The sequence below is a fragment of the Wolbachia endosymbiont (group B) of Xylocampa areola genome, from assembly GCF_964028205.1.
Classification (GTDB): domain Bacteria; phylum Pseudomonadota; class Alphaproteobacteria; order Rickettsiales; family Anaplasmataceae; genus Wolbachia.
Map to the genome: position 1 here is coordinate 966689 of NZ_OZ034771.1, position 26668 is coordinate 993356.

The 26668-nt window shown below is 33.6% G+C and carries 22 protein-coding genes, 1 tRNA gene and 2 pseudogenes; 14 read left to right on the forward strand and 11 right to left on the reverse strand.

The features are described 5' to 3' along the window. The first annotated feature begins 18 nt into the window (after positions 1–18). The 4 genes and pseudogenes from ABWU35_RS04735 to ABWU35_RS04750 all read left to right on the forward strand — a co-directional run bounded on the left by ABWU35_RS04735 (position 19) and on the right by ABWU35_RS04750 (position 3041). Positions 19–180, forward strand: coding sequence for a hypothetical protein (locus tag ABWU35_RS04735; protein WP_007302841.1), 162 nt, complete (start codon positions 19–21; stop codon positions 178–180). Positions 181–474: 294 nt separating this feature from the next. Further along, positions 475–893, forward strand: a pseudogene (tnpA, locus tag ABWU35_RS04740) (IS200/IS605 family transposase). Positions 894–1000: 107 nt separating this feature from the next. Continuing rightward, positions 1001–1846, forward strand: coding sequence for a hypothetical protein (locus ABWU35_RS04745; RefSeq protein WP_007302842.1), 846 nt, complete (start codon positions 1001–1003; stop codon positions 1844–1846). A 418-nt stretch (positions 1847–2264) separates the two neighbouring features. After that, complete coding sequence (locus ABWU35_RS04750) at positions 2265–3041, forward strand: enoyl-ACP reductase (protein ID WP_007302843.1); 777 nt, start codon at positions 2265–2267, stop codon at positions 3039–3041. Positions 3042–3436: 395 nt separating this feature from the next. On the opposite strand, the gene ABWU35_RS04755 is transcribed toward ABWU35_RS04750, so the two are convergent. Next, on the reverse strand, positions 3437–4618 hold the full coding sequence (locus ABWU35_RS04755; protein ID WP_019236331.1) for a hypothetical protein: 1182 nt from the start codon (positions 4616–4618) through the stop codon (positions 3437–3439). Between the two features lie 118 nt (positions 4619–4736). Between ABWU35_RS04755 and ychF the strand changes: the two are divergent. Then, positions 4737–5819, forward strand: a pseudogene (gene ychF, locus ABWU35_RS04760) (redox-regulated ATPase YchF); the annotation flags it as partial. Positions 5820–5837: 18 nt separating this feature from the next. Here ychF and ABWU35_RS04765 read toward each other — a convergent pair. Both ABWU35_RS04765 and glpX read right to left on the reverse strand, forming a co-directional pair. Continuing rightward, entirely contained in the window at positions 5838–7274 is a 1437-nt protein-coding gene (locus ABWU35_RS04765) for a hypothetical protein (RefSeq protein ID WP_264685462.1), read from the reverse strand. 143 nt (positions 7275–7417) lie between these two features. After that, positions 7418–8341 (reverse strand): class II fructose-bisphosphatase, encoded by a 924-nt coding sequence (gene glpX / locus ABWU35_RS04770; protein ID WP_007302771.1) that lies wholly within the window; start codon positions 8339–8341, stop codon positions 7418–7420. 114 nt (positions 8342–8455) lie between these two features. On the opposite strand from glpX, the gene ABWU35_RS04775 reads away from it, so the two are divergent. Further along, entirely contained in the window at positions 8456–9796 is a 1341-nt protein-coding gene (locus tag ABWU35_RS04775) for an ankyrin repeat domain-containing protein (RefSeq protein WP_007302770.1), read from the forward strand. 77 nt (positions 9797–9873) lie between these two features. Here the strand turns inward: ABWU35_RS04775 and ABWU35_RS04780 are convergent. Further along, positions 9874–9947, reverse strand: a tRNA-Arg gene (locus tag ABWU35_RS04780). Between the two features lie 151 nt (positions 9948–10098). On the opposite strand from ABWU35_RS04780, the gene ABWU35_RS04785 reads away from it, so the two are divergent. The 6 genes from ABWU35_RS04785 (at position 10099) to ABWU35_RS06145 (ending at position 14464) form a co-directional block, all read left to right on the forward strand. Next, the gene (locus tag ABWU35_RS04785) at positions 10099–10836 is read left to right on the forward strand and encodes an ABC transporter ATP-binding protein (RefSeq protein WP_007302769.1); all 738 of its coding nucleotides are present in this window, start codon (positions 10099–10101) and stop codon (positions 10834–10836) included. A 140-nt stretch (positions 10837–10976) separates the two neighbouring features. After that, positions 10977–11144: a twin-arginine translocase TatA/TatE family subunit gene (locus tag ABWU35_RS04790; protein WP_006013840.1), complete on the forward strand. Its 168-nt coding sequence runs from the start codon at positions 10977–10979 to the stop codon at positions 11142–11144. 126 nt (positions 11145–11270) lie between these two features. After that, positions 11271–11924 (forward strand): exopolysaccharide biosynthesis protein, encoded by a 654-nt coding sequence (locus tag ABWU35_RS04795; protein WP_007302768.1) that lies wholly within the window; start codon positions 11271–11273, stop codon positions 11922–11924. Between the two features lie 114 nt (positions 11925–12038). Continuing rightward, positions 12039–12695: an exopolysaccharide biosynthesis protein gene (locus ABWU35_RS04800; RefSeq protein ID WP_007302767.1), complete on the forward strand. Its 657-nt coding sequence runs from the start codon at positions 12039–12041 to the stop codon at positions 12693–12695. Continuing rightward, positions 12688–14082 (forward strand): cysteine--tRNA ligase, encoded by a 1395-nt coding sequence (gene cysS / locus ABWU35_RS04805; RefSeq protein ID WP_012481729.1) that lies wholly within the window; start codon positions 12688–12690, stop codon positions 14080–14082. Before ABWU35_RS04800 ends, cysS begins: the two co-directional genes overlap by 8 nt. Next, on the forward strand, positions 14051–14464 hold the full coding sequence (locus ABWU35_RS06145) for a YqaA family protein (protein WP_012481730.1): 414 nt from the start codon (positions 14051–14053) through the stop codon (positions 14462–14464). Before cysS ends, ABWU35_RS06145 begins: the two co-directional genes overlap by 32 nt. Before the next feature lie 30 nt (positions 14465–14494). Here the strand turns inward: ABWU35_RS06145 and ABWU35_RS04810 are convergent, their stop codons facing one another. The 7 genes from ABWU35_RS04810 to hemJ form a co-directional block, all read right to left on the reverse strand. Next, positions 14495–17428: an AsmA-like C-terminal domain-containing protein gene (locus ABWU35_RS04810; RefSeq protein WP_007302765.1), complete on the reverse strand. Its 2934-nt coding sequence runs from the start codon at positions 17426–17428 to the stop codon at positions 14495–14497. Beyond that, positions 17421–17858, reverse strand: coding sequence for a ribonuclease HI (gene rnhA, locus ABWU35_RS04815; protein WP_007302764.1), 438 nt, complete (start codon positions 17856–17858; stop codon positions 17421–17423). Before rnhA ends, ABWU35_RS04810 begins: the two co-directional genes overlap by 8 nt. 175 nt (positions 17859–18033) lie before the next feature. Beyond that, positions 18034–18921: a heme o synthase gene (locus ABWU35_RS04820; protein WP_007302763.1), complete on the reverse strand. Its 888-nt coding sequence runs from the start codon at positions 18919–18921 to the stop codon at positions 18034–18036. 1 nt (position 18922) lies between these two features. Continuing rightward, positions 18923–20473 carry a cytochrome c oxidase subunit I gene (gene ctaD / locus ABWU35_RS04825; protein ID WP_019236326.1) on the reverse strand — a complete coding sequence of 517 codons (1551 nt, stop codon included), beginning with the start codon at positions 20471–20473 and terminating at the stop codon, positions 18923–18925. Positions 20474–20488: 15 nt separating this feature from the next. Continuing rightward, the gene (gene coxB / locus ABWU35_RS04830; RefSeq protein WP_007302761.1) at positions 20489–21253 is read right to left on the reverse strand and encodes a cytochrome c oxidase subunit II; all 765 of its coding nucleotides are present in this window, start codon (positions 21251–21253) and stop codon (positions 20489–20491) included. Between the two features lie 556 nt (positions 21254–21809). Next, positions 21810–23321, reverse strand: a complete 1512-nt coding sequence (locus ABWU35_RS04835; RefSeq protein WP_007302760.1) for an HlyD family type I secretion periplasmic adaptor subunit — start codon at positions 23319–23321, stop codon at positions 21810–21812. Between the two features lie 154 nt (positions 23322–23475). Next, on the reverse strand, positions 23476–23904 hold the full coding sequence (hemJ, locus tag ABWU35_RS04840; RefSeq protein WP_012481732.1) for a protoporphyrinogen oxidase HemJ: 429 nt from the start codon (positions 23902–23904) through the stop codon (positions 23476–23478). A 65-nt stretch (positions 23905–23969) separates the two neighbouring features. On the opposite strand from hemJ, the gene pdhA reads away from it, so the two are divergent. Both pdhA and gatB read left to right on the forward strand, forming a co-directional pair. Next, on the forward strand, positions 23970–24950 hold the full coding sequence (gene pdhA / locus ABWU35_RS04845) for a pyruvate dehydrogenase (acetyl-transferring) E1 component subunit alpha (RefSeq protein ID WP_052264837.1): 981 nt from the start codon (positions 23970–23972) through the stop codon (positions 24948–24950). Positions 24951–25155: 205 nt separating this feature from the next. Next, positions 25156–26580 (forward strand): Asp-tRNA(Asn)/Glu-tRNA(Gln) amidotransferase subunit GatB, encoded by a 1425-nt coding sequence (gatB, locus tag ABWU35_RS04850; RefSeq protein WP_264685461.1) that lies wholly within the window; start codon positions 25156–25158, stop codon positions 26578–26580. The last annotated feature ends 88 nt before the right edge of the window (positions 26581–26668 follow it).

Sequence of the window (26668 nt, forward strand, 5' to 3'; positions counted from 1 at the left end):
TTACAGCTGTACAAACATTTGTTTATAAAGGTAACTTATACGAAAAATGGTCAGTACGAGCATTGTGATTTAGGCCTAAAAAATGCGAGTAGCCCATTTGGTGTTATCCAAGTAGCTGACACTGGGATCCAAATTGCAAGTAATGCATTAGGTTGGGTGAGTATAGGTCTTGCGTTATAGAATAACATCATTTACTATGTGCCATATTGCAATGTTTGTAAAGTTGTGTGTGTGGTCCACCAAAAGGGTGTCAGCTACTTGCATGACACTATCTGCTATTTTTCCTTATCTGAATGAATACAAAACGGTTTTTGGTTACTCACGAAATAGATTTGTCCATTTTGCTCTTATTATTTAAAACGCTTTTATGTCAAATATATCAAATTTTTATTGTCCCAAATTTGGGAGAAAAACCCTGGACTTGAAGTCCATCCTTTTAAGAATATAATTTTAAGGTGAAAAATCTGAAAGAATGTGGAATATTATAGAAAAAGCAGTCACTCTGTATATATATCACATAGTGTGGATAACAAAATATCGATATCCAGTACTAGTTGGAGATATTGGACAGAAAGCTAAAGAAGTTGTACAAGAAGTATGTGCAAATAATCAAGTAGAAATTATCAGAGGTAGAGTTGCGTCAAGTCATATACACGTATACGTTTCTGTACCCCCATACTTAAGTATTAGTAAGTTAGTGCAGTTAATAAAAGGAAAAAGTTCCAGAAAAATCCAGCAAAACTTTCCAGAGCTAAAAAAGAGATATTGGGTTGTGGGCAGTAGGCTACTTTGTCAGGACTAGCGGAAATGTAACTGACGAAATGATAAAAAATTATATTGAAAATCACTCTAAAAAAGAAGATAAATTTGGTGACTTTCAAGTCGAAAGTTAGCATTCTATGCTCTCTCTCAATCTTTGGATTTTAATCCATAGTGGTTGAATTGACATATGTTAAAAACATTCTAAGATAAGACTATTTATAGAATAAGGGGGTATATAATGTTAACTAATTCTTTTAAAAAAAGTTTTGAAGCTGTTCAAGGTATATCTGAATCAGTATCGAGTGATAAACCGAATAGGACTTTCAATTTTCCTCCGAATAATAGGGTGAGAGCAGATGATCATCCATTTTTAGGTACCAAGCATGACCGCAAAATTGAATATTTAGATTGTGATGATGAAGAGTCAAAAAGGCGAATTCTTGCTGATAGCTCTCCTTATAATTCAGAAAATGAAAATCACGGTAAATATCTAAAAGGCAAGATTATTGATGAAACTAAGCAAGAAATTGCTCAACACATAGAAAACAGTGATGTAGAATCTGTACAGCTTAGAGTGAGAAGTCCAATTAGAACTATGTTGACTGCAAGAACTGTGCTGAATGATAATAAAGGAAAAATAAACATTAGTAATATTTTAACTAATGATTTTTTTGAAAGCAATAGGATAACGGCGGTTACATTGTTGCTACCTGGAGATGAAAAAAGAGGAATGCGTGGACGAGTTGATGAGCATGGAGTAAGAATTTATGAAGTAGCTAATGGCTCATATAACATGACTTTGAATTGGTACGATGAAGAAAAAGAATGTAAAATGAAAATTAATATTAGTGATGACGGTTCTATCAAGCTTATTGAAAGCAATGATATCACTTGGGAGCAAATAGCTGCACATAAAGAAGTAAAAGTAGGAAAACAATACGAAGCGAAGTCCTTGTATGATGCACTATCCTACTTACGTAAAGAAGGTTCTGAAATAGTAAAAGTTTCACAGAATCCTTCAACAAGTATGGAAAGTGTGACTATATCAAAACAACTTTCTTCTGCTCAAGGAGTAAGTAAATAAGAAGACTTTATGAGCTGCTTGCAAATATAGGCAGCTTATATTTCAGTATCCTTATTTCATGTTCTCTAGAGTATTTTTATTTCCTGTAATCTTTTTATAAAAACCATAGGCGCCAGTTGGTTTTAAAGTAAAGGTCAAGTATCTGGAATTCTGGACATAAAATCCTCCTGTGTAAAAAAAGTTAGAAAAAAATGCAGTGCATATACGACAGATATACACTGAAGAATATATTTTTTAATAAATTTGATTAAAAAGTCTGCAGACTAAAGATAGATTTTGAGCTCTTAAAATATCTCTAATTGTAATTATAATGAGGTTGGAAATATGCGGAAGTAATTTTTATACGTTAGCTACAGTTAAAACATAATTGACTTTGCCTAGTTAATATTTCAAATTATAAAAAAGGCAAATAATTTCTATGATATTGCAGGGTAAAAAAGGGTTAATAACCGGAATAATAAATAAGAGGTCAATAGCATATGGTATAGCAAAGACTCTCTCAGAGCACGGAGCTGAGCTTGCAATCACTTATCAAAATGAAGTAATAAAAGAGAAATTATTACCAATAGCGAATGAATTAAATGTGGAGCTAACACTACATTGTGATGTTTCAAATGAGGAAATCATACATAGTGCTTTTAAAGAAATAGAGGAAAAGTGGGGTGCTATTGATTTTTTGGTACATGCAATAGCATATTCTGATAAAAATGAGCTCAATGGTAAATACGTCGATACTTCACTAAACAACTTTCTCAATGCAATGCATATATCGTGCTATTCTTTTACTGCTTTAGCAAAAAGCGCCGAAAAAATGATGTTAAATGGTGGTAGTTTACTTACTTTATCTTACTATGGTGCTGAAAAAGTTATGCCAAATTATAATGTGATGGGTTTATGTAAAGCAGCACTTGAAGCAAGTGTAAAATATATAGCATGTGATCTTGGGCCAAAGAACATCAGAGTAAATGCAATTTCTGCTGGTCCAATCAGAACTTTGGCATCTTCTGGAATAAGTGACTTTCACTCCATATCGGAATGGAATAGAATTAATTCTCCACTTAGACGCAATGTTACAATAGAAGATGTTGGCAAGGCAGCACTATACTTATTAAGCGACCTGAGTAGTGGTACAACTGGAGAAATTTTACATGTTGATTCAGGGTATAATGTTGTGGGAATGAAGATAGTAGACTAATACAGTACTGCAGATGCATGTGAAGCCTGTGTTTTTTTGTTATCCGAGTAATTGACATTGGAGCCCAGTGTCAGCTACTCGAATGACAACATTTTTTAATTAAATCTCGCACATTAACCATAGAGTTATTATTTTATAAGTATTTGTTGCTGCTGATCTTCTATTTTTACTTCCTCCATTTGGGTTAAGGGATTGTGCGTGAGGGTTGCTCTTGAAGTTGCCTTGCAAGGAAAAAGTCTTTTTCCTCCCGATCTTGGAGTTGCTTTGCAAGCAAGAAATCCTATTGTTCTTGTGTTTGTTTTGCTAAGACTTTATTCTTATTAAGCAGTGGTTAAAAATGAGCATGGCTTTTATTATAGAATGCTCCCCTATAGAAGTATATAGACTATGAAGACTTATCTTACAGGTTGTGGTACTTGTTGTTGATAAAATGTTTTTTCTACACGTGCTTCTTCCACACTGCACCTTCTTGATAAGACTGGCTCCTCAAGGCATTTTATACGTTGCTGTACATCATTAATGCACTGCCATATAACATCACCAATTTTTCCATCAGCATTTTTTGCCAATAACTCATCAAACTCCCTCTCAATCTCTACTCTCTCAGAGATATCCTTTGAAAGATCACAATATTCCAAAATTTCATCTATCTGAAGTTGTTTTGCTAATAGAAAGTCTTCTTGCTCCTGCTGCTGTTTTATTAACTCTTGAGTTACAATTTTAGCCCTAGAGTAATGATTTCCTTCAAGATATATTGTTTCTCTCTCTTTACTACCCCATAACTCGTCATTTAATTTATAACTCTCACGATTAAACATCTGATTTAGTTGATCATTGTTTATCATTTCAGGATTTGGTTCAAACTTTTGTTGTTTCTCTCTGCCGCTAACTTTACAATGGACATTAATTTCAATGTTGGCTAAAGAAGCTAATAATTGAATTTCTTCAATAAAAGGAAAATAACTTTTACTTTCTATTGCTTCTAGATAGGATTGATAGAGTTCAGGTTTGTCAAGAAATGAGCGTGTAATAAAATCACTGTTATATTCGGCATTATAGTCACTCTCACCAATGCCATCAAGAGCCTCTGCATATTCACTTAGATTAAGCACAGCTTGATTATGCGATATATTAAATTTGCTAACAGCTCTACTTACTAACCTCTTCACATTACCTTCAGCATTTTCAATTTTCCTATTTGTTTGCTTAACCAGACCCTTTATTTTATCAGACTTGCCAGTTAAATCCCCTGGCTTATTAAAAAACATATTAAAAACCTTTTCTAGCTGATCCTTTAAAGGAGCTGGCATACTTGGATCATCTAAAGACGTAAATCGACTTAAAAATTTGTGCCATTCCATTCTCATATCTTGCGCTCTTTCAGCTTTATATGTACCAGAACTGTTATCACCAAACACTGCATGAAAAAAGCAATTGCCATCACCTGCAGTATCATATTTAACTACTTGGTTATTAGAAGGTTCTTTTTCTACATTACTCTCTGAAGTCTTGCGTCCTTTAGCATTTTCAATACTGTCAAAACCATTTGGTAATTTCCGTTTTCTAAGCCCAACCATAATTTCTACCTTAATTCAAGCTATATGTTATTATATTAACTAACTTATTAATAAGTAACTAATTAGGTATAGCAAAAATTTTTTAATTATGCAATAATTAAGGCTTTAAATAGCAAATATGAGCTTTAACTGTGGTATAGTTGGGTTACCAAATATAGGAAAATCAACTTTATTTAATGCACTTACAGAGTCAAGTGCAGCTGAAGCTGCAAATTATCCTTTTTGCACAATCGAGCCAAATGTTGGCAAAGTGCCAATACGAGATCAGCGTTTGAAACAAATTGCCTCGATTGCTCACTCAGGGAAAATAATCTACAATCAACTGGAAGTTGTCGATATTGCCGGCTTGGTTAAGGGTGCGAGCAAGGGTGAAGGACTAGGAAATAAATTTTTGAGTCATATCAGAGAAGTTGATGCCATTGTTCATCTGCTCAGGTGCTTTACGGATGACGATATCAGCCATGTAAACAGTAAAATAGATCCAATATCAGATGCTGAAATAGTGGAAATGGAGTTAATTCTAGCTGATATTGATAGCATAGAAAAAAGGCTTCCTCAATTGGAAAAGAAAGCAAAGCAAGGTGATAAAGAGCTAAAGAGACAACTTGAATTAATGCAAGAGGTATTAGCTACTTTAAAATTAGGTAAACCGGCAAGAAGCTTGGAGAATATCGATGAAGATGAGATGAAGTTGCTTCAATTGCTAACAACAAAGCCTGTTATGTATGTATGCAATGTTGAAGATACGAATATCATAACTGGTAATGAACTATCTAAAAGGGTGGAAAAAATGGCGGAAGAAAATAAAAGCAAATTTTATTGTATTTCAGCGAAACTTGAAGCAGATATTGCAAATCTTGATAGTGAAGAGGAAAAACAGAATTTTTTATCAGAATTTGGCTTACAAGAATCAGGACTTGATGGAGTAGCACGTATTATGTATGAAGTGCTAAGTATGATAACTTTTTTTACTGTGGGCCCCAAAGAAGCACGTGCATGGCCAATAAAGATAGGATCAACAGCTGACAAAGCAGCAGGTGTAATTCACACTGATTTTGAAAAGGGCTTTATAAAAGCAGAAACCATAAGCTTTGAAGACTATATAAAATATGGAAGCGAATTAGCTTGCAAAGATGCAGGGAAAATTCGCTTCGAAGGCAGAGATTATATCGTGCAAGATGGCGATATAATGCACTTTAGGTTAATGTGTAGTATACATCTAACTACCAAAGTACCCGGGAGTCCAGCCTTTCTTTATGGCTTCCTCTTCGCTGATCTCATCTAGTTCCACGTCATGGAGAATGGAGCTAGGTGTTGTAACAACTTCTTTCCCCTGTGGTTGTATATTCTTCTCCTCCTCACATAGTACGTACTCCAGACGTTCTTCTAAAAATTCATGTAAAGCTTTACCTTCTATAAGCACATCTTCGTTTTGCTCATCTAATTTCAAAATTTCGTCTAGTTCAACATCTTTACCATTAATAGTTGCCTTACCAATCTCAATTTCACTAGGATTTACATTTAAACTAATAAAACAGTTAACAGAATTACCTTTCTCATCTTCTGCACTCCACCTAATTTTCATATCGCATGTTGCATCTTTTGCAAAATAGTAATTTCTTTTTCCATTATCATTCTTCTCAACCGTTGCTATTTTTTTATCGTTACTGTATATTTCTACTATCTTTACCTCATTTTTATTTCTTTCCATCCCTTCAATTTTGTCAGTGAAAAGACGGCTGATTTCTAAGCTACACCCAGGCTTAGAAATATTAATACTAAGATGATCATAATGATTAAGAGAACGTTTTGCATATGCGCATGGCACATAACATCCATCAAAAAAGGCAACTGCACTATCAGTTTTGAGAAATTCCTGTCCGTTACTCATCCCTTCTTCGACTCGAAGAAGATATCTACCCAACCTCTTTTTAAAATTCTTTCGCTTGTCTTCAGGAATAGACTTTTCATTCAATATACTTATTATTTCTTTTTGCTTACTTAATACTACATAATTAAAAAGGAAAATGTTCTTATTCCATCGATAATAATTCGCTATTTTGTCAAATGGATCTGCAGGCCAGCCTTTATTATAATTTACGTTATCCTTATCATCTTTACACAAATTATCCTTAAGGCCAAAATTCAATTTTCTAAAATCTGATAATACTTCTTCTACCCTATCTTCAAAAAATTGAAGTTTATTTTGAAATTCTTTCCCATAATTCATTTTCTCATTTATTTTAAGAAGATATTCACTAAATTTCTTCCTAAAATTTTCTTGATCTTTGTGGGCAAGCCTCTGATCTAATATATCTGTTATATATTTTCGCTTATTCAATATTACGTAGTTAAAAAGGTCACTTTTTTTCCTCCTTTCATAATCTTCTGCTATTTCGTTAAAACACTCATTACTGTTCTTAAAATCCAATTTTTTGAAGTCTTGGAGCACGTTTTTTACATCATCCTCACTAAATTGAAGATTTGTTTGAGGAGATGCGTCAGTTCTACTTTGATAATCAAGTTGAGGATTTTTTTTAGTAGATTGGACTAATAAACTTTCTGTGCTGTTAGAGAAAGAATGATTATTTTCTTCAGATTGAGAACTTTTCTTTTTAGACGTATTAGTAAAAAAATTAGTTAGTGAACTAAACATTAAGCACCTCTTAGTATTACTATTTAACTATAACTTAATGCCAAATGTTGTAAAGCTAAAATTAATATGTAAATTCATTTTTTTAAGACAATTATAAGTATCTTCCTTCTATAAAAATTTTATAATCAGCATATGACAAATGTTTAAGATATTGATTTTGTTTGTATTTTTATTACTTTACCAGGCAATATTATTAATGAATTAGTCAGACAAATATCTTGGCCAAACTTTACTCCATCCACAAACTCTCCATTTGTTACTCCAGTTGCAATGAACACTGATTCACTTCTTGCCATGTCTTTCACGGTGTAGATTTTTTCTGGGTCAGTGATATTCAAATTTTTTGCTCTTTCTTTTAATTGATCCGTGTCAAATATTAATCTTCCTTCTATCTGCCCACCGATTGAGCTTAGCGCTGCTGCTGCAAGCACTCCTTCTGGAGCTCCTCCTGTACCGATATACATATCGTGATTGCCATTTATTAGCGAAACTATGGCTGCAACATCACCATCATCTATTAATTTCACTTTTGCTCCTAGCTTCCTAATTTTTGCTATTAATTCATCATGTCTTTCACGTTTAAGTACAGTTACTATAAGATCACTTGCTTTACATCCTTTTGCCTTGGCTAAATTGTCCAGATTCTTCTCAATCCTATTTTTTAGTGAGACTACACCCTCTGGGAGATTTTTTCCCACTGCTATCTTTTCCATATAAACATCAGGTGCATGTAAAAAATTACCTTTTTTTGTTGCAGCAAGAACAGACATTGCTCCTTGTTTATAATGAGCGCAAATCGTAGTGCCCTCAAGTGGATCAACAGCGATGTCAATCTCAGGGCCACTTCCTGTGCCAACTTTTTCTCCGATATATAGCATCGGTGCTTCGTCCCTCTCCCCTTCCCCAATCACAATTGTACCATTTATTTCCATTGAGTTTAGCACCGTACGCATTGCATCAACTGCAACCTGATCGGCCTTTTTTTCATTACCAAGGCCTGCCAATTTATATGCAGCAAGTGCTGCAGCTTCGGTCACTTTCACTAACTTATAGGCTAAATCTTCCATCATTTACTCGAGAATTATAAATCAATATATATCATGCCATTTGAGACTGCAAGATTCCTTGACTGATTGTGGGAAAGTTAGTATAACATAAGCATTATAGTAGTGGGTTTAATTATGGCATATAGTGATGGTGATGTTAAGAAGTTTTATCGCAAAATAGCTGCAATTTTAAAATTTGATAATAAAGGGATTGCTAGTCTTGAAGATCTAACAAAGGAAGGAAGTTGGAAAGAAATTAATTTTCAAGATAAATGTGAAGGAGGCCATTCATTAGGAGATTTACTTCTAAAACTTGCAGATGAAAATGACAACCTACGTATTAAAGAATTTTTCCTTAAAAACGGATTCAAGCTTCCTGAGCAAGAACAAGTAACTGCTGATGAAAACAAGGAAAAGGAAGAGCAAAATACACCTAATTTAGAAGAAGATAGAGCAGAACTTAGCAACAAAAATGAAGATGATCAATTTTCTACTTCATACAACAAGATAAAGAAAATTGTAGCTAGCAACCCTAATATAACTGCTGAGGAGTTTTGTAATGAGCTTGAAAAAGAGAAAATAGATATAAAAATAACAAACCAAGATGGTTGGACTTTGCTTTATTATGCTGTCCGTTCAGAAGGACCTGGTATTATCGACGATCGCATTATATTCCTAAAGATTGTTGAGTTACTCACAAATTTAAACATCGGAATCGATTTTAAAGATACTGCTTCCAAAACTGTGTTGGGTACAGCTGCAATAAATAAACAAGCTGATGTTATAAAGATACTCTTGGATAGTGGTAAATTTAATGAAGAAGAAAAATTTAACGCTCTGCGTCTTGCTATTATTCAAGGCAATGTTCAAGAAGTTAAAGCATTTTTAGGTTATGTAAATGCTGAAAGCAGACAAGCAGCTTTAGAGTGTGCTGTGAATAATACACAAAATAATACACAAGAAGAAATTACTCAGGTACTTTTAAACTTTATTACACCAGAAACACCCAATGTAAAAGAAAATAGAGCAAAACCTTGCAGCAGTAATGGAAATATTGGTAATAGACCTGTAGCAACAGTGCCTCCAGTTAGTACTAACGGTAATAATAACAAAAATGAAACGCCTGTATCAACAAGGGCTGACCCAACTGTCACACCAAATAATGATAAGAAAGCTAACGGCTTTGTAGAGGCTCAATTTTCTCCACCACATGAAAAAGAAACTAAATACAAAAAAAGTAAGGAGAGTTTTTACGCCTCATTAAGGAGTGATGTTGTTGGAGTTGTTATTGCAGGATTGTTTGTTGCTGCTGCTGTGATGGTTCCATCTTTAGCTGGTGCATTAGTTTGCAGTGTCCTAGCTATTTTAGTTGTAATAGTAACTGGATTACATGTAAAAAATTCTACACTGCCAAGTTATAGAGCAATGGAAGAAAATAAGGTTGAGCATATAAACCCAAGCATGCAAACGCTGTAAGTTGAGAAACTGGGACTCTAACTCCTAGAACGGTGTTGTAAACCTGTGTTAGTTTCTTCTACTTTATTAAGATTAAGTGGGACTAGTGCGATTCGAACGCACGGCCTTCGGATTAGGAATCCAACGCTCTATCCTACTGAGCTATAGTCCCATGTCTTCTGCTATTTATGCAAAATTATAGCAAAAAGTCTCGCATTTTTCTAGGCACCCTGTACAATTAATTCACAATAATAAAAAATATTTCTGTATTTCTTGAATGTAATACTGTTATATTTAATAATACGATTCCAATTGAAAGATTAATGCTAGTTAACAATATTAGTTACTTTTATAGTAATCAAGATGGCTTTGCTTTAAGCAACATCAACATTCAAGTGAAGAAAGGAAGTGTTGCCTGTTTACTAGGTCATTCTGGCTGTGGCAAGTCAACAATTCTAAAATTAATCGCAGGAATAGAAAATCCAAAATCTGGAACCATTGTTATAAATGATAAATTAGTTGCAAGTAACAAAGTGTCAATTGCTATAGAGCGTAGAAATATCGGATTGATTTTTCAGCATTCTGCATTATTTCCTCATAAAACAGTAATAGAAAATATAACTTTTGCTATTTGCAGTACTTCTAAGAAAGAAAAATACCTTACTGCATTGGAAATCTTAAAGCTATTTAATATAGAAAAATATGAAAACATGTACCCTCATGCTTTATCAGGAGGACAGCAACAATTAGTTGCAATAGCAAGAGTAATGGCGCAAAATCCTGATGTTGTTTTGCTCGATGAACCATTTTCTAATTTAGATATACTGCTCAAATATCGAATAAGGCACCATATATTGTCACTTTTTAGAAGCAAAAATATTCCTGTACTCATGGTAACTCATGATCCGCAAGAAGCGTTGAAAGTTGCAGATTTTATTTACGTGATGAAAAATGGTAAAATTATTCAATCAGGAGTTCCTAGCTACATATACCACAGACCTAAAGATGATACGTTAGCAAAATTTTTTAGTGAGCTTCCTTTTACTCTACAGCTAAACTAAACTTAATGTTAGGCTAAAACTATTATAAGATAATTAAAAACTCTTGATTTATAATTTAATAAAAGTGATATAATTTATGTATCACTTGGCTTCAGTCAAGTTTTAATACCTAAAAGTTAATATTTTCAACGGAGGTACAAATGAGTTTAGGTCCATGGCAGCTGTTTCTAGTCTTAATAATAATCTTAGTTCTGTTTGGTGCAGGTAGGTTACCACAAGTTATGGGTGATTTAGGCAAAGGCATTAAAAACCTTAAACAAGAACTTAAGGATTCAGAGAAACTATCATCTAATGAACCAGATCGTTAGCTTCCTTATGTTTCGTGACACGCACTAAAGTGCGTGTCATTTGTTTAAACAAGGCTAAAGAATTGAAGAGGTATGATTGAAGTACAGTAATAATTATGTTAGTTAGAATGTTATTAAAGGTTAATCGTGGAAGAAAGTGAGAAATTGACTGAAGATAAAAAATTGGCCTCTGATATTCTAAAAGAGGTTGCAGATACCAATAACAACGATAGTGATAAAGTAACATTGTTCGACATCAAAACAGCTTTACATGAGCGCGGTTTTGGTATTTTAATAATCATCTTCTCTTTACCGCTATCAGTACCTATACCTGTTCCACCTGGCTATACAACCATTCTTTCTATACCTTTAATCTTATTTTCACTGCAGCTTCTATTTGGGTTTGATTCTCCTTGGATGCCTAATTGGCTAGAAAGGAAATCTTTTCAACGTTCAACACTAGCTCTCGTGGTAGAGAAAACTTCACCTATATTAAAAAAAATAGAAAAGTTCATGAAACCAAGAATGTCTTTTATTTTTCTTGGTCCGGGTGAAAAGATTCTAGCTTTTATGATGTTGCTTTGTGCAATAATAATAGCTCTTCCATTACCTTTTACTCACTTCCTTCCTGCAATTGGTATAACTCTTATTTCACTCGGCATTATGGGTAAAGATGGATTTTTATCTACGTTAGGAGTGTTAGTTTCATTCTGTGCGTTATTGGTTACCCTTATTGTAATAGTTAAAGGACCAAAACTTATAGCCGGAACACTTTCTCTTCTTAAAAGCCTTATAACTTAAAAGCTTTACAACACTTTAATAAAAGAATGAAGTACAGCATGAAATGAATAATCGATATTGAAATATAGCAATAACTATGTTAGTTAGAAGTTATATTGTTATTAAAGGGTAACTGTGGAAAAAAGTGTGAAATTGACTGAAGATAAAAAATTGGCCTCTGATATTCTAAAAGAGGTTGCAGATACTAATAATAACGATAATGATAAAGTAACATTATTTGATATTAAAACAGCTTTACATGAGCGTGGTTTTGGTATTTTAATAATCATCTTCTCTTTACCGCTATCAGTACCTATACCTGTTCCACCTGGCTATACAACCATTCTTTCTATACCTTTAATCTTATTTTCACTGCAGCTTCTATTTGGGTTTGATTCTCCTTGGATGCCTAATTGGCTAGAAAGGAAATCTTTTCAACGTTCAACACTAGCTCTCGTGGTAGAGAAAACTTCACCTACATTAAAAAAAATAGAAAAGTTCATGAAACCAAGAATGTCTTTCATTTTTCGTGGTCCTGGTGAAAATATTTTAGCATTTATAATGCTGCTTTGTGCATTATCGATAGCAATCCCACTTCCTTTAACTAACTTCATTCCTGCAATTGGTACAACTCTCATTTCACTGGGTATCATGAGCAAAGATGGATTTCTCTCTATAATGGGAGTATTAGTATCATTGTGTGGGTTATTACTTACTCTTGTCGTAATAGTTAAAGGACCACAGCTTATATTTGGAGCATTTTCTTTTCTAAAAAGCTTTGTATATGGTTAAGCTTTACAACACTTTAACAAAAAAAAAAGAGCCCTTTACACCGATCGATAAAGATCATATAAAAATGTACGTTTGTGGGCCAACAGTATATGATACAGCACATATAGGTAATGCACGTTCTATTGTTGTTTACGATGTATTATTTCGACTGCTTAAATTTTGTTATGGAAAAGTTACTTATGTGCGTAATATAACCGACATCGATGACAAGATAATCAATGCAGCAAATGAGAAAAATAGTAATATAGAAAGCATTAGCAAATATTACACTAAAACTTTTCATGAAGACATGGAAAGCATAAATTGTGCAGAACCAACATATGAACCAAAAGCAACGGAAAACATAGATAACATTATCAAGTTAATTGAGTCTTTGCTGCAAGCTGGTCATGCTTATGAATCCAATAAACATGTATATTTTAGTGTAGAATCTTACCCTGAATACGGCGTTTTATCAGGAAAAAAAATTGATGAATTAAACTACGGTAGTAGAGTTGAAGTTGGTGAAAATAAAAAACACCCAGGAGACTTCGTACTTTGGAAACCTGCAAACGAAACTGACTATAAACTTTCAAGTCACTGGAATAGTCCATGGGGAGAGGGAAGACCAGGGTGGCATATAGAATGTTCAGCAATGTCATATGCTTACCTTGGCAAAGATTTTGACATTCACGGTGGGGGTATAGACTTGCAATTTCCTCATCATGAGAATGAAATTGCACAGAGTAAATCTGCATTTGCTGAGTCAACGTTTGCAAAATATTGGGTACACAACGGGTTTCTTACGGTAAATGAAGAGAAAATGAGCAAATCCTTATTTAATATAGTCAAAGTAAGGGATTTGTTAGATAGTGGAATAAAGGGTGAAGTAATACGTTATGCGCTGCTTAAAACTCACTACAGAAAACCACTTGATTGGACAGAAAATGTTATCTCTGAGTCGCAAGAAACTTTAAACAAGTTTTATCGGTTATTACGTAGTACATGTATTGAGGAAAGTGATACAGAAGTCTCTAAAGATTTTATAGAGGCTTTGAAAAACGATTTAAACATTCCTGAAGCTGTAGCCATATTGCATGAAATGGCTACAGAAATCAATAAGACAAGTAATGAATATGAGAAGCTCAAATTAACTAAGAAGTTTGTTAAAAGCGCAAGGTTCATTGGTATTCTTGAGTCAAGTTATCAAGAGTGGTTTGCAAGTGGTGTGAGTCATCAAGAAATAGAAAGGTTGATAGACTTAAGAAAAGTAGCAAAACAAAATAAAGATTATGATACTGCAGACAAAATAAGAGAGCAATTGAAACAAATGGGGGTTACAATTTCTGACAACGAAGATGGTACAACAACTTGGTATGGAAAATTATCTCCTATTGTTTATAGATAGCCTAGTATCATCGCTTATCTTACCCATACATCAAGGTTTTGTACTTTACACTATGTTATGCTTTAGGTCAAACTACGATCAACTACTTATATTACTTTTTGGAGTATTAGGATCCAGTCTTGGTGGAATAGCTAACTGGTATTTAGGTAGAATAACAATTTTTATCAGAAGATCACATCACAAATTAGAGAATGAAGACAAAACACCAAAAATTGTAAGGCACCTACTGATTTGTGCAGTTGCATTGCTTTCGTGGGTACCAGCACTTGGAAGTGTGACTCAGATTTTATCCGGTTACTTCAAGTTAAACCTTTATATTCTTGTTCCCTTAATTATTTTATCTAACTTCCTCTGTTTGTTGTATCTAACGTTTACCATCTAACTAAACATCAATAAACAACTTTTCTTCTGGTCATATTGAGCTAAATTTCTTCTTCAAACTACCTTTTAAAATGCTTTTATTACTTTTTGTCATAATACGATCAAATACTCCTAATAACCTCTTAAGTAAGCTTGGGGTTAGCGAAGAGATAGGATTAACAGATACGTTGTTGTTTTTATCATCACCATTTGCTTTGTAGTCTATTGAAATAATCCCCCTACTCTTTCCACCAGTCAGAAGTTTTCCGATTATAGGGATTTTCAACAAAGATTTGTTAATTGAGTATGCCGGTATTACTTGTCCTTCAACCTGGAATTTATAACCCTTAATATCGAGCGTACCACTAGTGCTAATGCCTAGTTCCGCTCCTTCAAGCCAAGATTCTTCAATTTCAACAGTGCCATCTTTATATGAAAAAGGTGCATTACACTTATAAAAATGTACACCTTCGTTCTTTATAGCATTTACAATACCAGGCAGTGAAGACATTGATAATAAAGTGGTAAGCAGTGGAGCATCTTTGATATAGAAATTGCTGATAGATAACATACCATAATGTTCTCCATTTTCTCTCTTAGAAGATAGATAAAGAGATAATTTGCCATTTTTAACTGATTTACCAATACCTAAAGAACGCAAAAGCATACCTGAATTATCCGAATATATTTCAAGCCCTATTTCACTATGTTCTACTAGTATATTACTGTTATCTTCTAAAAACTGTCCTGTGAATTGACTTCCACTACAATCACCTTTAGCACAAGTTACATTTAGCTTAGCATCTTTTATGATAATTCCTTCTTTCATAATTATATTATCAACATTCATAGTAACTTCTATTTTGTTATTTAATCGATTACTATCTTTGCCAAGTAAACCTAACACATCACTTAAGTTGATTTTCTCACCGTGAATAGTTATGGCATTTTTCTCCTTACCTGATTCAATTTCTATACTAAAATTATTATCAGGTAATTTAAAGTTGCTAGAATTTAAATATAGATTTCCATTTTCTACTCTTCCGCTAAATTTTATGTCTAGATCATTTCCTACAACATCTAGTTTATCTATTAGTAACTTACCTACTCCTTTTAGCCTTGTAGAAAATAAAACTTCATTGTGATCTTCAAAATGGTTTTTCCACCCTAAGTAGCTTGAACGCAACTCGAGCTCTGATAAATCTATATTACCATTAACATACCCTGTTTTGTCTTGATACATTACTGACTCTATATTTGCATTGATATAGCCATCACCGAAATTAAGTATTTGAGCAGGCAAATCTCCAGTCAAACTCCAGGCAAAATTTTCATTTTTATTGCTACTTTTGAGGTCAAATAGCAGCTGTGTATTATTTACCATACCACTGCCATTTAAATCAATAAAATCTCCGCCGAAATCAAGCTTAATCTCATATTTACCAAGACTGCCATTATACGCGACAAAATTATCAATTTCAGAATGAAATTTGGCTAAAAAATCTACTTTTTTATCATCAGCATTTAAATTAAAAATGTGAAAACTGAATACAGATTTTGCTATTCCACCTATACTGTCCCTTGTAATCTTCATCATATCATCCAGCTTAAATTTTATAGGTTCATATAACCCATAAGCATCACTTACAGCCTGACCATTAATTGTGAGAACAGAATCCTCTTTATTAAGAGATTGCATCTCAATTTCGCCACCATCAATATTGAAATTCTGGAACTTAGCGCTATTTACAATAATTTTGAGATTGTTATCCTTGAGGGTTAACTCACCGTTCAAGTTCTCTACTCGTTCAAAATCCTCATCAAATTGAACGCTGCCATTTTCTATATCAGCAACAATTACAATACCTGACAGATCATCATTTATTAAACTATCGATTTTACCGTTAAAACTTATAATTGTATTTATAATATTCCCATCAATATTATTACAATACCACTTTCTAAATTCATTGTTCACTAGACCATCTGGTACATAAGTACATAAATCTTTTGCAACAAGTTTACTAATATTAACTCTAAGCAAAGCATGATTTGTGCCAAAGTTCATTTTACCAATCAAAGAAAGGTAAGTATCATTTAACTTAAAATGAAAGTTTTTTATGCTAATGATTTCATCACTATATGTCAAATTTACATTTACATTAGTCAAGGCTAAGTTTTTACCTGAGTGACTCTCTGTATTTAACACGTATATGTTTCCGTCCACAACTTCATCCTTTCCATTAATTCTAATTGAAAAGTTTCCTTTGAATCCTATTTCTTTGTCCAAATTGTAACTTTTAACTAGTGTGGAAAATTCGTTAAATAGCCCCAACTTTAGGTTATAGAATGTTCCATAGAAATTTAGTAAATTATTACGGTTTTTTATCGTAATGGATAAATCATCTAGAAACCCTTTACCTTCTTTTGTATGGACACGAATATCCAAAACATTGAAATCTTCCCCCTTCCCTACATATACTTTATCAATAAAAAATTCACCTTCCATGCTTTTATTGATAGCAATGTTAGTAATTTTAATCCTTGAGTCTGCATTGAAGTAGAAAAAAAATTTTCTTATTGTCTTTAGCAGATTTTTTGTACTACTCATCTTCTCTGTCATTACAGATGTTATCTCTTTGCTCTCCTCCCTCTTGATATATATGTGTACATTATCAGCTAAAACCTGAGAGAACTTTTTGGAACTTAACTTAAAGTGTACGAAAAGCTCAGGAACTTCTATTGTAAAATCAGGATTTGTTATTTTTAAATCTGTAATGACTAGCTTGCCATCTTGATGCCAAATAACCGAAGTACTCTCCATGCTGACATCCGAATTGGTAAATATCTTTAATATTTTTTTCTTTATATAAAAATTAATATAACTAATATTGATTTCTAGAGGTCCCTCACCTTTAAAAAAGATAAAGAAGCAGGATATAAATAATAAAATTATAGAAAATGATATAGTAATTTTTTTAAGCATTGATTATTGCTTTTCTTGCTAGAATATCAGCTTCCTCATTGTATTTGTCACCATTATGCGCTTTCACCCAATTCCAATTAATTTCGTGTTGCAAAGCAGCATTATCTAATTCTTTCCATAATTCTATATTTTTTACTGACTTCTTATTACTTGTCTTCCAGCCGTTCATTTTCCACTTATTTATCCATTCTGTTATACCGTATTTAATATAGAGGCTATCCGTATACAAACTGATATTACAAGGAAATTTTAATACCTTCAGTCCATTGATCACTGCTGTTAACTCCATTTTATTATTTGTAGTATTTTCTTCTCTACCACAGATGTTCTTTCTATGATTTTGAAATAATATGATTGCTGCCCACCCTCCTGTCCCTGGGTTACCAGAGCATGCTCCATCTGTGTATATTGTCACTTCCTTTTTCTTCATCTTTAACTGTAGTGAATTAATAAAGTATATCGTTGCTTCTATAAAATCACAATTTTTATAGATATAGAGGCAATTTAAGCCGCACCTTTAAATTTTATTATGGAAATAAAAAAAAGTGCTACAACGAGCATTATTAGAAGAGAAAGTAAAAGATAGTTTTTATGTTCTTTCATAGTTAAAATAAGTCAATAGAACAAAAAATAATACTAGCAAATAGAGAAAATAGATAAGAAATTGAGTAAGAAAACATTTTTTTCTGCGAGCTATGATTCTTAAGCCTTATAACTGATATGGCAAACCAAATAAAAACGCAACCTTCAATAATTGCCATACTGAGGTAGAATAATGACTTTTTCAAAAATAGTGCTGGGAGTAAGCTAGTTAATACCAACAATATACTATAAATTAATATATGTTTTCTTGTCTTTTTCGGTCCATGGATAACATTAAACATTGGTATCGATGCTTTTACATAGTCCTCAGATCTATTTAAAGATAGAGCCCAAAAATGTGGTGGAGTCCACATAAAAATTATTAAAAATAGAATAAAACTTTCCCAACTTACAGAGTCAGTTACAACCGCCCAGCCAATCATTGGAGGAAAAGCACCTGCTGCACCACCGATAACGATATTCTGCGGAGTACGCCTTTTTAGCCAAATTGTATATACGAAAACGTAAAATAATATGCTAACTGCAAGTAAAGCAGCAGAAATATAATTTACTGCTATTGCCATGATAAATACTGACAATATTCCAATAGTTATGCCAAACTCAAGCGCGCTTTCTGCAAAAACTCTACCTGAAGGTATAGGACGATTTTTTGTCCTCTCCATAACCAAGTCTATATCTCTGTCATACCACATATTTATTGCACCTGCAGATCCTGAACCAAGAGCAATGCACATAAGAGATATTAGTGCAAGGAAAGGATGAATGCTACCTGGTGCAGCAACCATTCCAGCAATTGCAGTAAACACTACAAGGTACATTATCCTTGGCTTCAGCAAATGCCAAAAGTCCAATATTGTCGATTCAACGTTTAACAAAGCACTTATATACACTTTATTTTACCACTGGTGGCTTTTCGAAAGTATGAAAAGGTGGTGGTGAAGATACCGTCCACTCTAAGGTATCACCCCCCCAAGGATTATCTCCATTTTTTTTGCCCCACTTAAAGAGATGTATAACTATAAATACAAAAAACATAACTGAAACAAAGGACATATATGAGCCAATTGAGGATATATAATTCCAAGGGATAAACGCGTCGGGATAATCAGGTATACGCCTTGGCATACCTGCTAATCCCAGGAAATGCTGGGGTAAGAAAGTGACATTGGTGCTAATAAAAGTGAGCCAAAAGTGTATCTTTCCTAAACACTCGTTATATTGCTTACCTGACATTTTGCCTATCCAATAATAAAAACCGGCGAAAGCTCCAAATAATGCAGCAAGCGACATGACATAGTGAAAGTGAGCAACGACATAATAGGTATCGTGCAAAAGCTTATCTATTCCACCGTGAGAAAGAATTATTCCGGTTATACCACCTCCAACAAACATGAAAATAAAACCTAATGCAAACAGCATTGGTGTCTTCAATTCAATCGCTCCACCCCACATAGTTGCAATCCAACTAAAGACTTTTACACCAGTTATAACACCAATGAAAATTGTGCTAGTGCTAAAAAATATAGCAGCATCCTCGCTAAGCCCAACAGTAAACATATGGTGAGCCCAAACCATGAAGCCAAACGTTGCTATTCCTATCATGGCATAAACCATTCCCATATAACCAAATACTGGCCTATGAGAAAAAGTTGACACAATCTGACTGATGATACCAAATGCAGGAAAAATAATTATGTAAACTTCTGGATGACCAAAAAACCAAAACAGATGTTGAAATAACACAGGATCACCACCACCAGCAGGATCAAAAAAGGAGGTACCTATATTACGATCAGTGAGCAGCATAGTTATAGCACCAGCAAGTACCGGTAAGGCAACAATTAACATAAATGACGTGAGTAAAATAGACCAAACAAATAGTGGTATCTTAGTTAGTGACATACCTTTTGCACGCATATTGAATATGGTAACTATAAAGTTGATCGCCCCAACAATTGATGACATACCAGCAACATGAAGTGCAAGTATAGCAAGATCAACTCCTGCACTTGGGTGAGACATGATTTGCGATAGAGGTGGGTATAAAGTCCATCCTGTTCCAGGACCTTCGCCAGCAAATACCGAGAGGATAAGCAAAATAAAAGATGAAACTAACAACCAAAAACTTAAATTATTCATACGAGGAAATGCCATATCTGGTGCACCAATCATGAGAGGTACGAACCAATTACCAAATCCTCCCATTAAGGCTGGCATTATCATAAAAAACACCATTATTACCGCATGCCCTGTAATCATTACGTTATATAGCTGGTAATTATTGTTAAGTATATTAATGTGCATTAGCTGAGTACGAATAATTACCGATAATAATCCACCAATAATTCCAGCTAATATGGAAAAAATAATGTATAGTGTCCCTATATCTTTGTGATTAGTAGAAAACAGCCAACGTCTTATACCTTTTGGTACATCACTCATATCTATACTCCAAACTTAACTTACTAATTTTTTATCTTCAATCCACTTATTAAAATCTTCTTTACTCACTGCTTCAACAACAATTGGCATAAATCCATGACCTTGACCACATAGTTCATAACATTGCCCATAATAAATACCGGGCTTTGTAACGTTAAACCATGCTTCATTCAGCCTACCTGGTATTGCATCAATTTTTATACCAAAAGCAGGTATTCCCCAGCTATGTATTACATCTCCTGCTGTCACTTGTAAACGAATATTAGTATTGATAGGTAAAATAACGTTATTATCAACAGAGAATAGTTTTAAATCTCTTTCGGTAAGGTCTTCTTTTCCTTTTATATAGCTGTCAAATGAAATACCTTGATATTCTGGGTACTTGTAACTCCAATACCATTGATGACCAATAACTTTTAGTGTTATGTCAGCTTTTGGCACTTTCTCCTGTAGTTTAATTAATTCAGCATTTTTAAAAGCCAATACCCCAACAATAATCGTTGGTATAACAAACCAGATAATTTCTACAAAGATATTATGAGTTATTTTACTGACATTTTTCACTTTGCCCTTACGAAAGCGAAATACTACATAAGCAAGCAGGGCCCATACAAAAAGCATAATTGCAATCATTACACTCATCACAAACGAATGTGACTTAACTACAACCTCCATTATCTCAGTTGCAGGCGCAGGAAATCCAAATTGCCAAGAAGTAGGAGCAGAAGCAATTGATATATTTGAGTAAAACATTATCAATAATGCAAGTAACTTCACCATATTTTTTGCTGTAAAACTAACTGTATAATAATATATATACACTTACTATGCAAACAGAGATTATAGAATTTACACAAGTGTTTTGCTAAATATTGAATCAAAAGTAAATGATGATTAATGTTTTTTTAGCATTTAATAAATATAATAATACGATACTAACTTGAGGAAAAAGCATTTACATGAATCTATTTTAAGTTAAAATATTATAATATTTTAAGTTAAGTATTTACTTTAAGGAAGTTCTATAATAAGTTTAATAGTGTCTGTTATTGCTAATAACCCTCTAGCCTCACACCTAAAAGCAGTAACAGACACTATTAAACTTTAAGTAAGTTTGCCTATTTATAATTCATTGAGGTAAAAATCTTACTAATTCCTTTAATTCTATTATACAGCTGAGTTTACTAATTAACCTTTAATGTTTACGTTAGCATTTGCATCTTAAATCAAAGATTTACATATTATAGAAAATAATTATAAAATAATACACTACTTGTGTGTAAATTTTTTTGCATATCAAACTCTGTAAACAAATTTTCTAGAAAAGCCAAATAAATTATCTCTCTATGAAAGATCTATCGAATGTTGCAATTATAGGTGTAAACAAGAACGATAAAAGAGTGCGAGATTGAGTAACTATATATACTTCTACTGGCATACCAGGATATAGGTATACGTTTTTAAATTGAGCAAGTTCTGATTTTGGTATCACCACTCGCACTGAATAATAACGCCCCATCCTTGGATCATCAAGAGCATCAGGGGAAATATGGTTTACTATACCGTTAATTAAACTTAAGCGACGTGCACTATAAGCGCTCAGCCTTACTTTAACTTTCAGCCCTTCTAGTCCGTCGATAGAGACTATATTGCTATCTTTCTTTTTTGCTGACAGTATCTCTTCTATGTTTCTGGTTAGAACTTTAGCATCTATTATTAGATCATCATCTGATGGTACTATACTCAGGATTGGGACTCCAGATTGTATAACACCACCTTCAGTGTGGTATCTTATATCTGTAACTATACCATCTTGAGGTGATTTAATTATTGTACGTGCTAACGAATCTTCAGCAACCATCAGCCTCTCTTTTAAGTCTGCAATAGATGTATTAACTTCCTTAAGCTCAGCATTTGCTCTTTCTTGAGCATCATTCTTCACATTTATAATCTCTAACTCATTTTCTCCAATCTTTTGCTGTACTTGAGATATTGCAGAACGGTAATGTCCAACTCTACCCTCAATTTCAGCAAACTGTTTTTCTAAAGCTAAAATGTGTGGTTTGCTTATATGGCCACTATCAAGTAATTGTCTTTTTGTTTCTAACTCCTCAGTTATCAAGTCATATTGCTTATGGGCTGCATTTAGTTGAAAATTTAGCCCTGCTAATTCATCATTTAACTGCTTTATACGTTGTTGCAGTATGTCAGTTTTTCCTAATATACTCTTTCTCTGAGAGTTGAACAACTTTACCTGATTCTTTATCGCTTTATTTACAAGTTCATCGTTAGATAATCTTTTAACCTCATCAGAAAATTCTAGCGTATCTAAGTCTCCCCTGATTGCAATAAGTCTTGCTTCAGTTGCCAAAAGTGATAAGAGTTTTTCTTTAATTATACTCAAATTTGCCTTTTCGTTAACATCACTTAATAAAACTAAAGGCTCATCTTTTTTAACTGCTTGACCTTCTTTTACTAAAATTTTGCTTATTATTCCCCCACCCAAGTGTTGCACTATTTTTCTATTTGAAGAGACAATAACTTCTCCACTTGCATGCACTGCTCCGTCAATTGGAGCTATAGCTGACCAAATACCACCTATTCCAAAAAAGATGAATATCACCACTAAACCAAAAAATAGTGGTCCCCATGTGACTTTTAGGACTTCATTTACGTTATTACTCTCACGTTTAAAAATAAAATTTATCATCGCATCAATCCATGCGAACGTCTTATCCAAAAATTGATATTTCTTCTTTCTATTTCCTGCCCTTTGCATATCTATATCATCACTACCAATTAGGCCTGTCAAAGAAAGTCCAGCACTAAGCTTTTTTAACTTACTCATTATAATACTACTGCGAATTCTTGTTAACCAGGATAACACACAAAAACAAAGAATCTATACCTTAAGTACTTTACTTAGACTACGGAACATCAGAATAAACTATTTAGTAACAATTCTTATACTCCATTCAATGGTTCATCATTAGGCTAGAAAATCAAAAAGGTTTTACAATAACCATAATAACTATAATTATTATTAACACTGTTACTGCTTCGTTTAAAACACGAAAATAAACGTGAGTTTTCTTATTCAAGCCCACTGCAAAATTTTTCCTATGCTTTGCAAGTAGGACATGAATAGCAAACATTAAGAATAATGCTAGCGCTTTTACATGAAACCACCCTTCGCGATATGCTTCCCTAATAATCATTAGCATAATTCCAAAACTAAGGGAGAAAAGCATTGCAGGGTTTATGATATATCTAAGGAGTCTCTTCTCCATTATTTGAAGTAAGCTGTCATTTTCTGACCCTGGTTTTACAGATGCATGGTAAACATAAAGCCTTGGCAAATAGAGCATACCTGCCACCCACATAATTACAGAGATAACGTGAAAAGCTTCAAGCCAGTGATAGTAGTCCATATAGATAGTATTATAAAATGTTAAAGATTTCTGGTATGATCTCAGTTTAATAAAAGAAAGTCAATATGAAAGCAGGAAATTTCACTAAAGAGCAAGTGATTGGGTTCTACAGAAAAATGCTTCTAATACGCAGATTTGAGGAAAAAGCAGGACAATTATACGGAATGGGATTAATAGGCGGATTCTGTCACTTATCAATAGGGCAAGAAGCAGTTGCAGTTGGGACTCAAGCTGCATCAAAACCTGGTGATGCTTTTATCACAAGCTATAGAGACCATGGCTTAATGCTTGCATGTAATTCTGATCCAAATGTTGTGATGGCAGAACTAAACGGCAAAGAAACAGGGTGTTCAAAAGGTAAAGGTGGCTCCATGCACATATTTGATGTTGAAAAAAATTTCTTTGGTGGACATGGAATAGTAGGTGCACAAGTCCCAATTGGTACAGGAATAGCATTTGCTAATAAATACAAGAAAAAAGATAACGTTGTATTCACATATTTTGGTGACGGTGCTGCAAATCAAGGACAAGTATATGAATCATTTAATATGGCATCTTTGTGGAAGTTACCTGTGGTTTATATCATAGAAAATAACGAATACGCAATGGGAACTTCTGTGCAAAGATCAACTTTAGTAACTGAACTATATAAAAGAGGAGAGAGTTTTGGTATTCCTGGAAAACAAGTTGATGGAATGGATTTTTTCTCTGTCTATGAGGTAACAAGTGAAATAGCTGAGCACGTACGTGGGGGAAAAGGACCTCTCTTGCTTGAAATGAAGACATATCGATATCGTGGCCATTCGATGTCAGATCCTGCTACTTATCGCTCAAAAGAAGAAGTTGAAGATATGAAGCAAAATCATGATCCTATAAGCACCCTAAAGCAGTATATAACAGACAATAAAATCGCTTCTGATGAAGAATGCAAAGCTATTGATAAGGAAATACGAGATTTAGTAAAAAAGTCAGAAGATTTTGCTAAAAATAGTAAAGAGCCAGGCATTGATGAACTATATACTGATGTTTATAAATTTGTTAGCTAATCAGTTGCCATCAAAATTATGTTTTGGCCTACTATAGATATTTTTTGGCAGCACTTAACTTTATTATATAACAGCCTAGTCAATAGAAACTGTAGTAACTCTTATATTATTGATATACACCGCTCTTGGATCATAGGTTAAATGAGTTTTATTTGACTTTTTGTGCTAGTTTGCAGAATATAAAGTTATTAATTGAATAAAATACATGACAAAAGAAAACTGGGAGACAGTAATTGGACTTGAGGTACACGCTCAGGTTTCTTCTAAGACAAAGCTATTTTCTAGTTCACTAACGGAATTTGGCACTGAGCACAATACTCAAGTTTCTCTAGTTGATGCAGCAATGCCAGGTACACTACCAGTATTAAATTATAGCTGCATAGAGCAAGCAATATGCACCGGACTTGCAATTTCTGCAGAAATTAATAAATGCTCTTACTTTGACCGGAAAAATTATTTTTATCCCGATTTACCACAAGGTTATCAAATAACCCAGTTCTTTGAGCCAATAGTTAAAAATGGCAAAGTTTTTATCAATAATAATGAAAAAGAAATAAGAATCGCAAGAATTCACTTAGAGCAAGATGCAGGAAAGAGTATTCATGAAGAAAGCAAAACTTACATAGATTTAAATCGTGCAGGTGTTGCTTTAATGGAAATTGTTTCAGAGCCAGATCTTCGTTCATCTGCAGAAGCTGCAGAATTCATGAAAAAATTGAGGCAGATTTTGCGTTACATCGGTTCATGTGATGGTGATATGGAAAAGGGGTCACTTCGCTGTGATGCAAATGTTTCTGTTCGCCCAAAGGGTAGTAGCACATTTGGCACTCGTTGTGAAATAAAAAACTTAAATTCAATACGTTATATTGTACAAGCTATAGATTATGAAGCACAAAGGCAGATCAAAATTTTGGAAAGCGGAGGAGAAATAAGTCAAGATACCTTATTGTTTGATGTCACTTTAGGAAAAACAAAAGTGATGAGAAGCAAAGAAGATTCAAGTGACTATAGATATTTCCCTGAACCTGATTTGCTACCTGTTGAAATAAACCAAGACAAAATTGATTCTATTAAATCATCTTTACCCGAGTTGCCAGATCAAAAAAAACTTCGATACATAGAGGAATTAGGTATCAATGAATATGATGCAGACGTTATCACTTCTGATAAAGAAATTGCCGATTATTTTGAAAAATTAGCAAAAAAGCATGATTCAAAGATTGCAGTTACCTGGTTAACCGTCGAGCTTTTCGGTCGTTTAAATAAAACAAATATTGATATTGTTAGCTCTCCAATTAAAGCAGATGCTTTATCCGAGCTCCTCGACTTTATCGTCGATGGAACGATCTCTGCTAAACTTGGCAAACAAGTTTTTGATATTATGTTTGAAACTGGCAAACCGGCATCTCTCATCATAGAAGAGCAGGACCTAAAACAAATAACCGATAGAGGTCAAATAGCAGAAGTTATCGACACAATCATCAATAGCAACCAAGATAAAGTTCAAGAATACAAAAGCGGTAAAACAAAACTATACGGATTCTTTGTCGGCGAAGTCATGAAACTTACCAAGGGAAAAGCCAGCCCTGATGTCGTGAATTCAATTTTAAATGAAAAATTAAGTAATTAGTCACATTTTTTTATTTACATAACAGCACATCTCGTAGATATTCCAAGGTCTTTGTTACGATATCTGTATATCATGACATATAACTTTT

Coding starts and splice junctions, on each gene's coding strand:
- hemJ (WP_012481732.1), bottom strand. CDS start 23,904: ATGGACTACTATCACTGGCTTGAAGCTTTTCACGTTATCTCTGTAATT.
- ABWU35_RS04765 (WP_264685462.1), bottom strand. CDS start 7,274: ATGTTTAGTTCACTAACTAATTTTTTTACTAATACGTCTAAAAAGAAA.
- ABWU35_RS04810 (WP_007302765.1), bottom strand. CDS start 17,428: ATGCTTAAAAAAATTACTATATCATTTTCTATAATTTTATTATTTATA.
- cysS (WP_012481729.1), top strand. CDS start 12,688: ATGGTTAAGCTTTACAACACTTTAACAAAAAAAAAAGAGCCCTTTACA.
- rnhA (WP_007302764.1), bottom strand. CDS start 17,858: ATGAAGAAAAAGGAAGTGACAATATACACAGATGGAGCATGCTCTGGT.
- coxB (WP_007302761.1), bottom strand. CDS start 21,253: ATGGTGAAGTTACTTGCATTATTGATAATGTTTTACTCAAATATATCA.
- ABWU35_RS04785 (WP_007302769.1), top strand. CDS start 10,099: ATGCTAGTTAACAATATTAGTTACTTTTATAGTAATCAAGATGGCTTT.
- ABWU35_RS06145 (WP_012481730.1), top strand. CDS start 14,051: ATGGAAAATTATCTCCTATTGTTTATAGATAGCCTAGTATCATCGCTT.
- pdhA (WP_052264837.1), top strand. CDS start 23,970: ATGAAAGCAGGAAATTTCACTAAAGAGCAAGTGATTGGGTTCTACAGA.
- ABWU35_RS04775 (WP_007302770.1), top strand. CDS start 8,456: ATGGCATATAGTGATGGTGATGTTAAGAAGTTTTATCGCAAAATAGCT.
- glpX (WP_007302771.1), bottom strand. CDS start 8,341: ATGGAAGATTTAGCCTATAAGTTAGTGAAAGTGACCGAAGCTGCAGCA.
- ABWU35_RS04790 (WP_006013840.1), top strand. CDS start 10,977: ATGAGTTTAGGTCCATGGCAGCTGTTTCTAGTCTTAATAATAATCTTA.
- ABWU35_RS04835 (WP_007302760.1), bottom strand. CDS start 23,321: ATGAGTAAGTTAAAAAAGCTTAGTGCTGGACTTTCTTTGACAGGCCTA.
- ABWU35_RS04745 (WP_007302842.1), top strand. CDS start 1,001: ATGTTAACTAATTCTTTTAAAAAAAGTTTTGAAGCTGTTCAAGGTATA.
- gatB (WP_264685461.1), top strand. CDS start 25,156: ATGACAAAAGAAAACTGGGAGACAGTAATTGGACTTGAGGTACACGCT.
- ABWU35_RS04755 (WP_019236331.1), bottom strand. CDS start 4,618: ATGGTTGGGCTTAGAAAACGGAAATTACCAAATGGTTTTGACAGTATT.
- ctaD (WP_019236326.1), bottom strand. CDS start 20,473: ATGAGTGATGTACCAAAAGGTATAAGACGTTGGCTGTTTTCTACTAAT.
- ABWU35_RS04750 (WP_007302843.1), top strand. CDS start 2,265: ATGATATTGCAGGGTAAAAAAGGGTTAATAACCGGAATAATAAATAAG.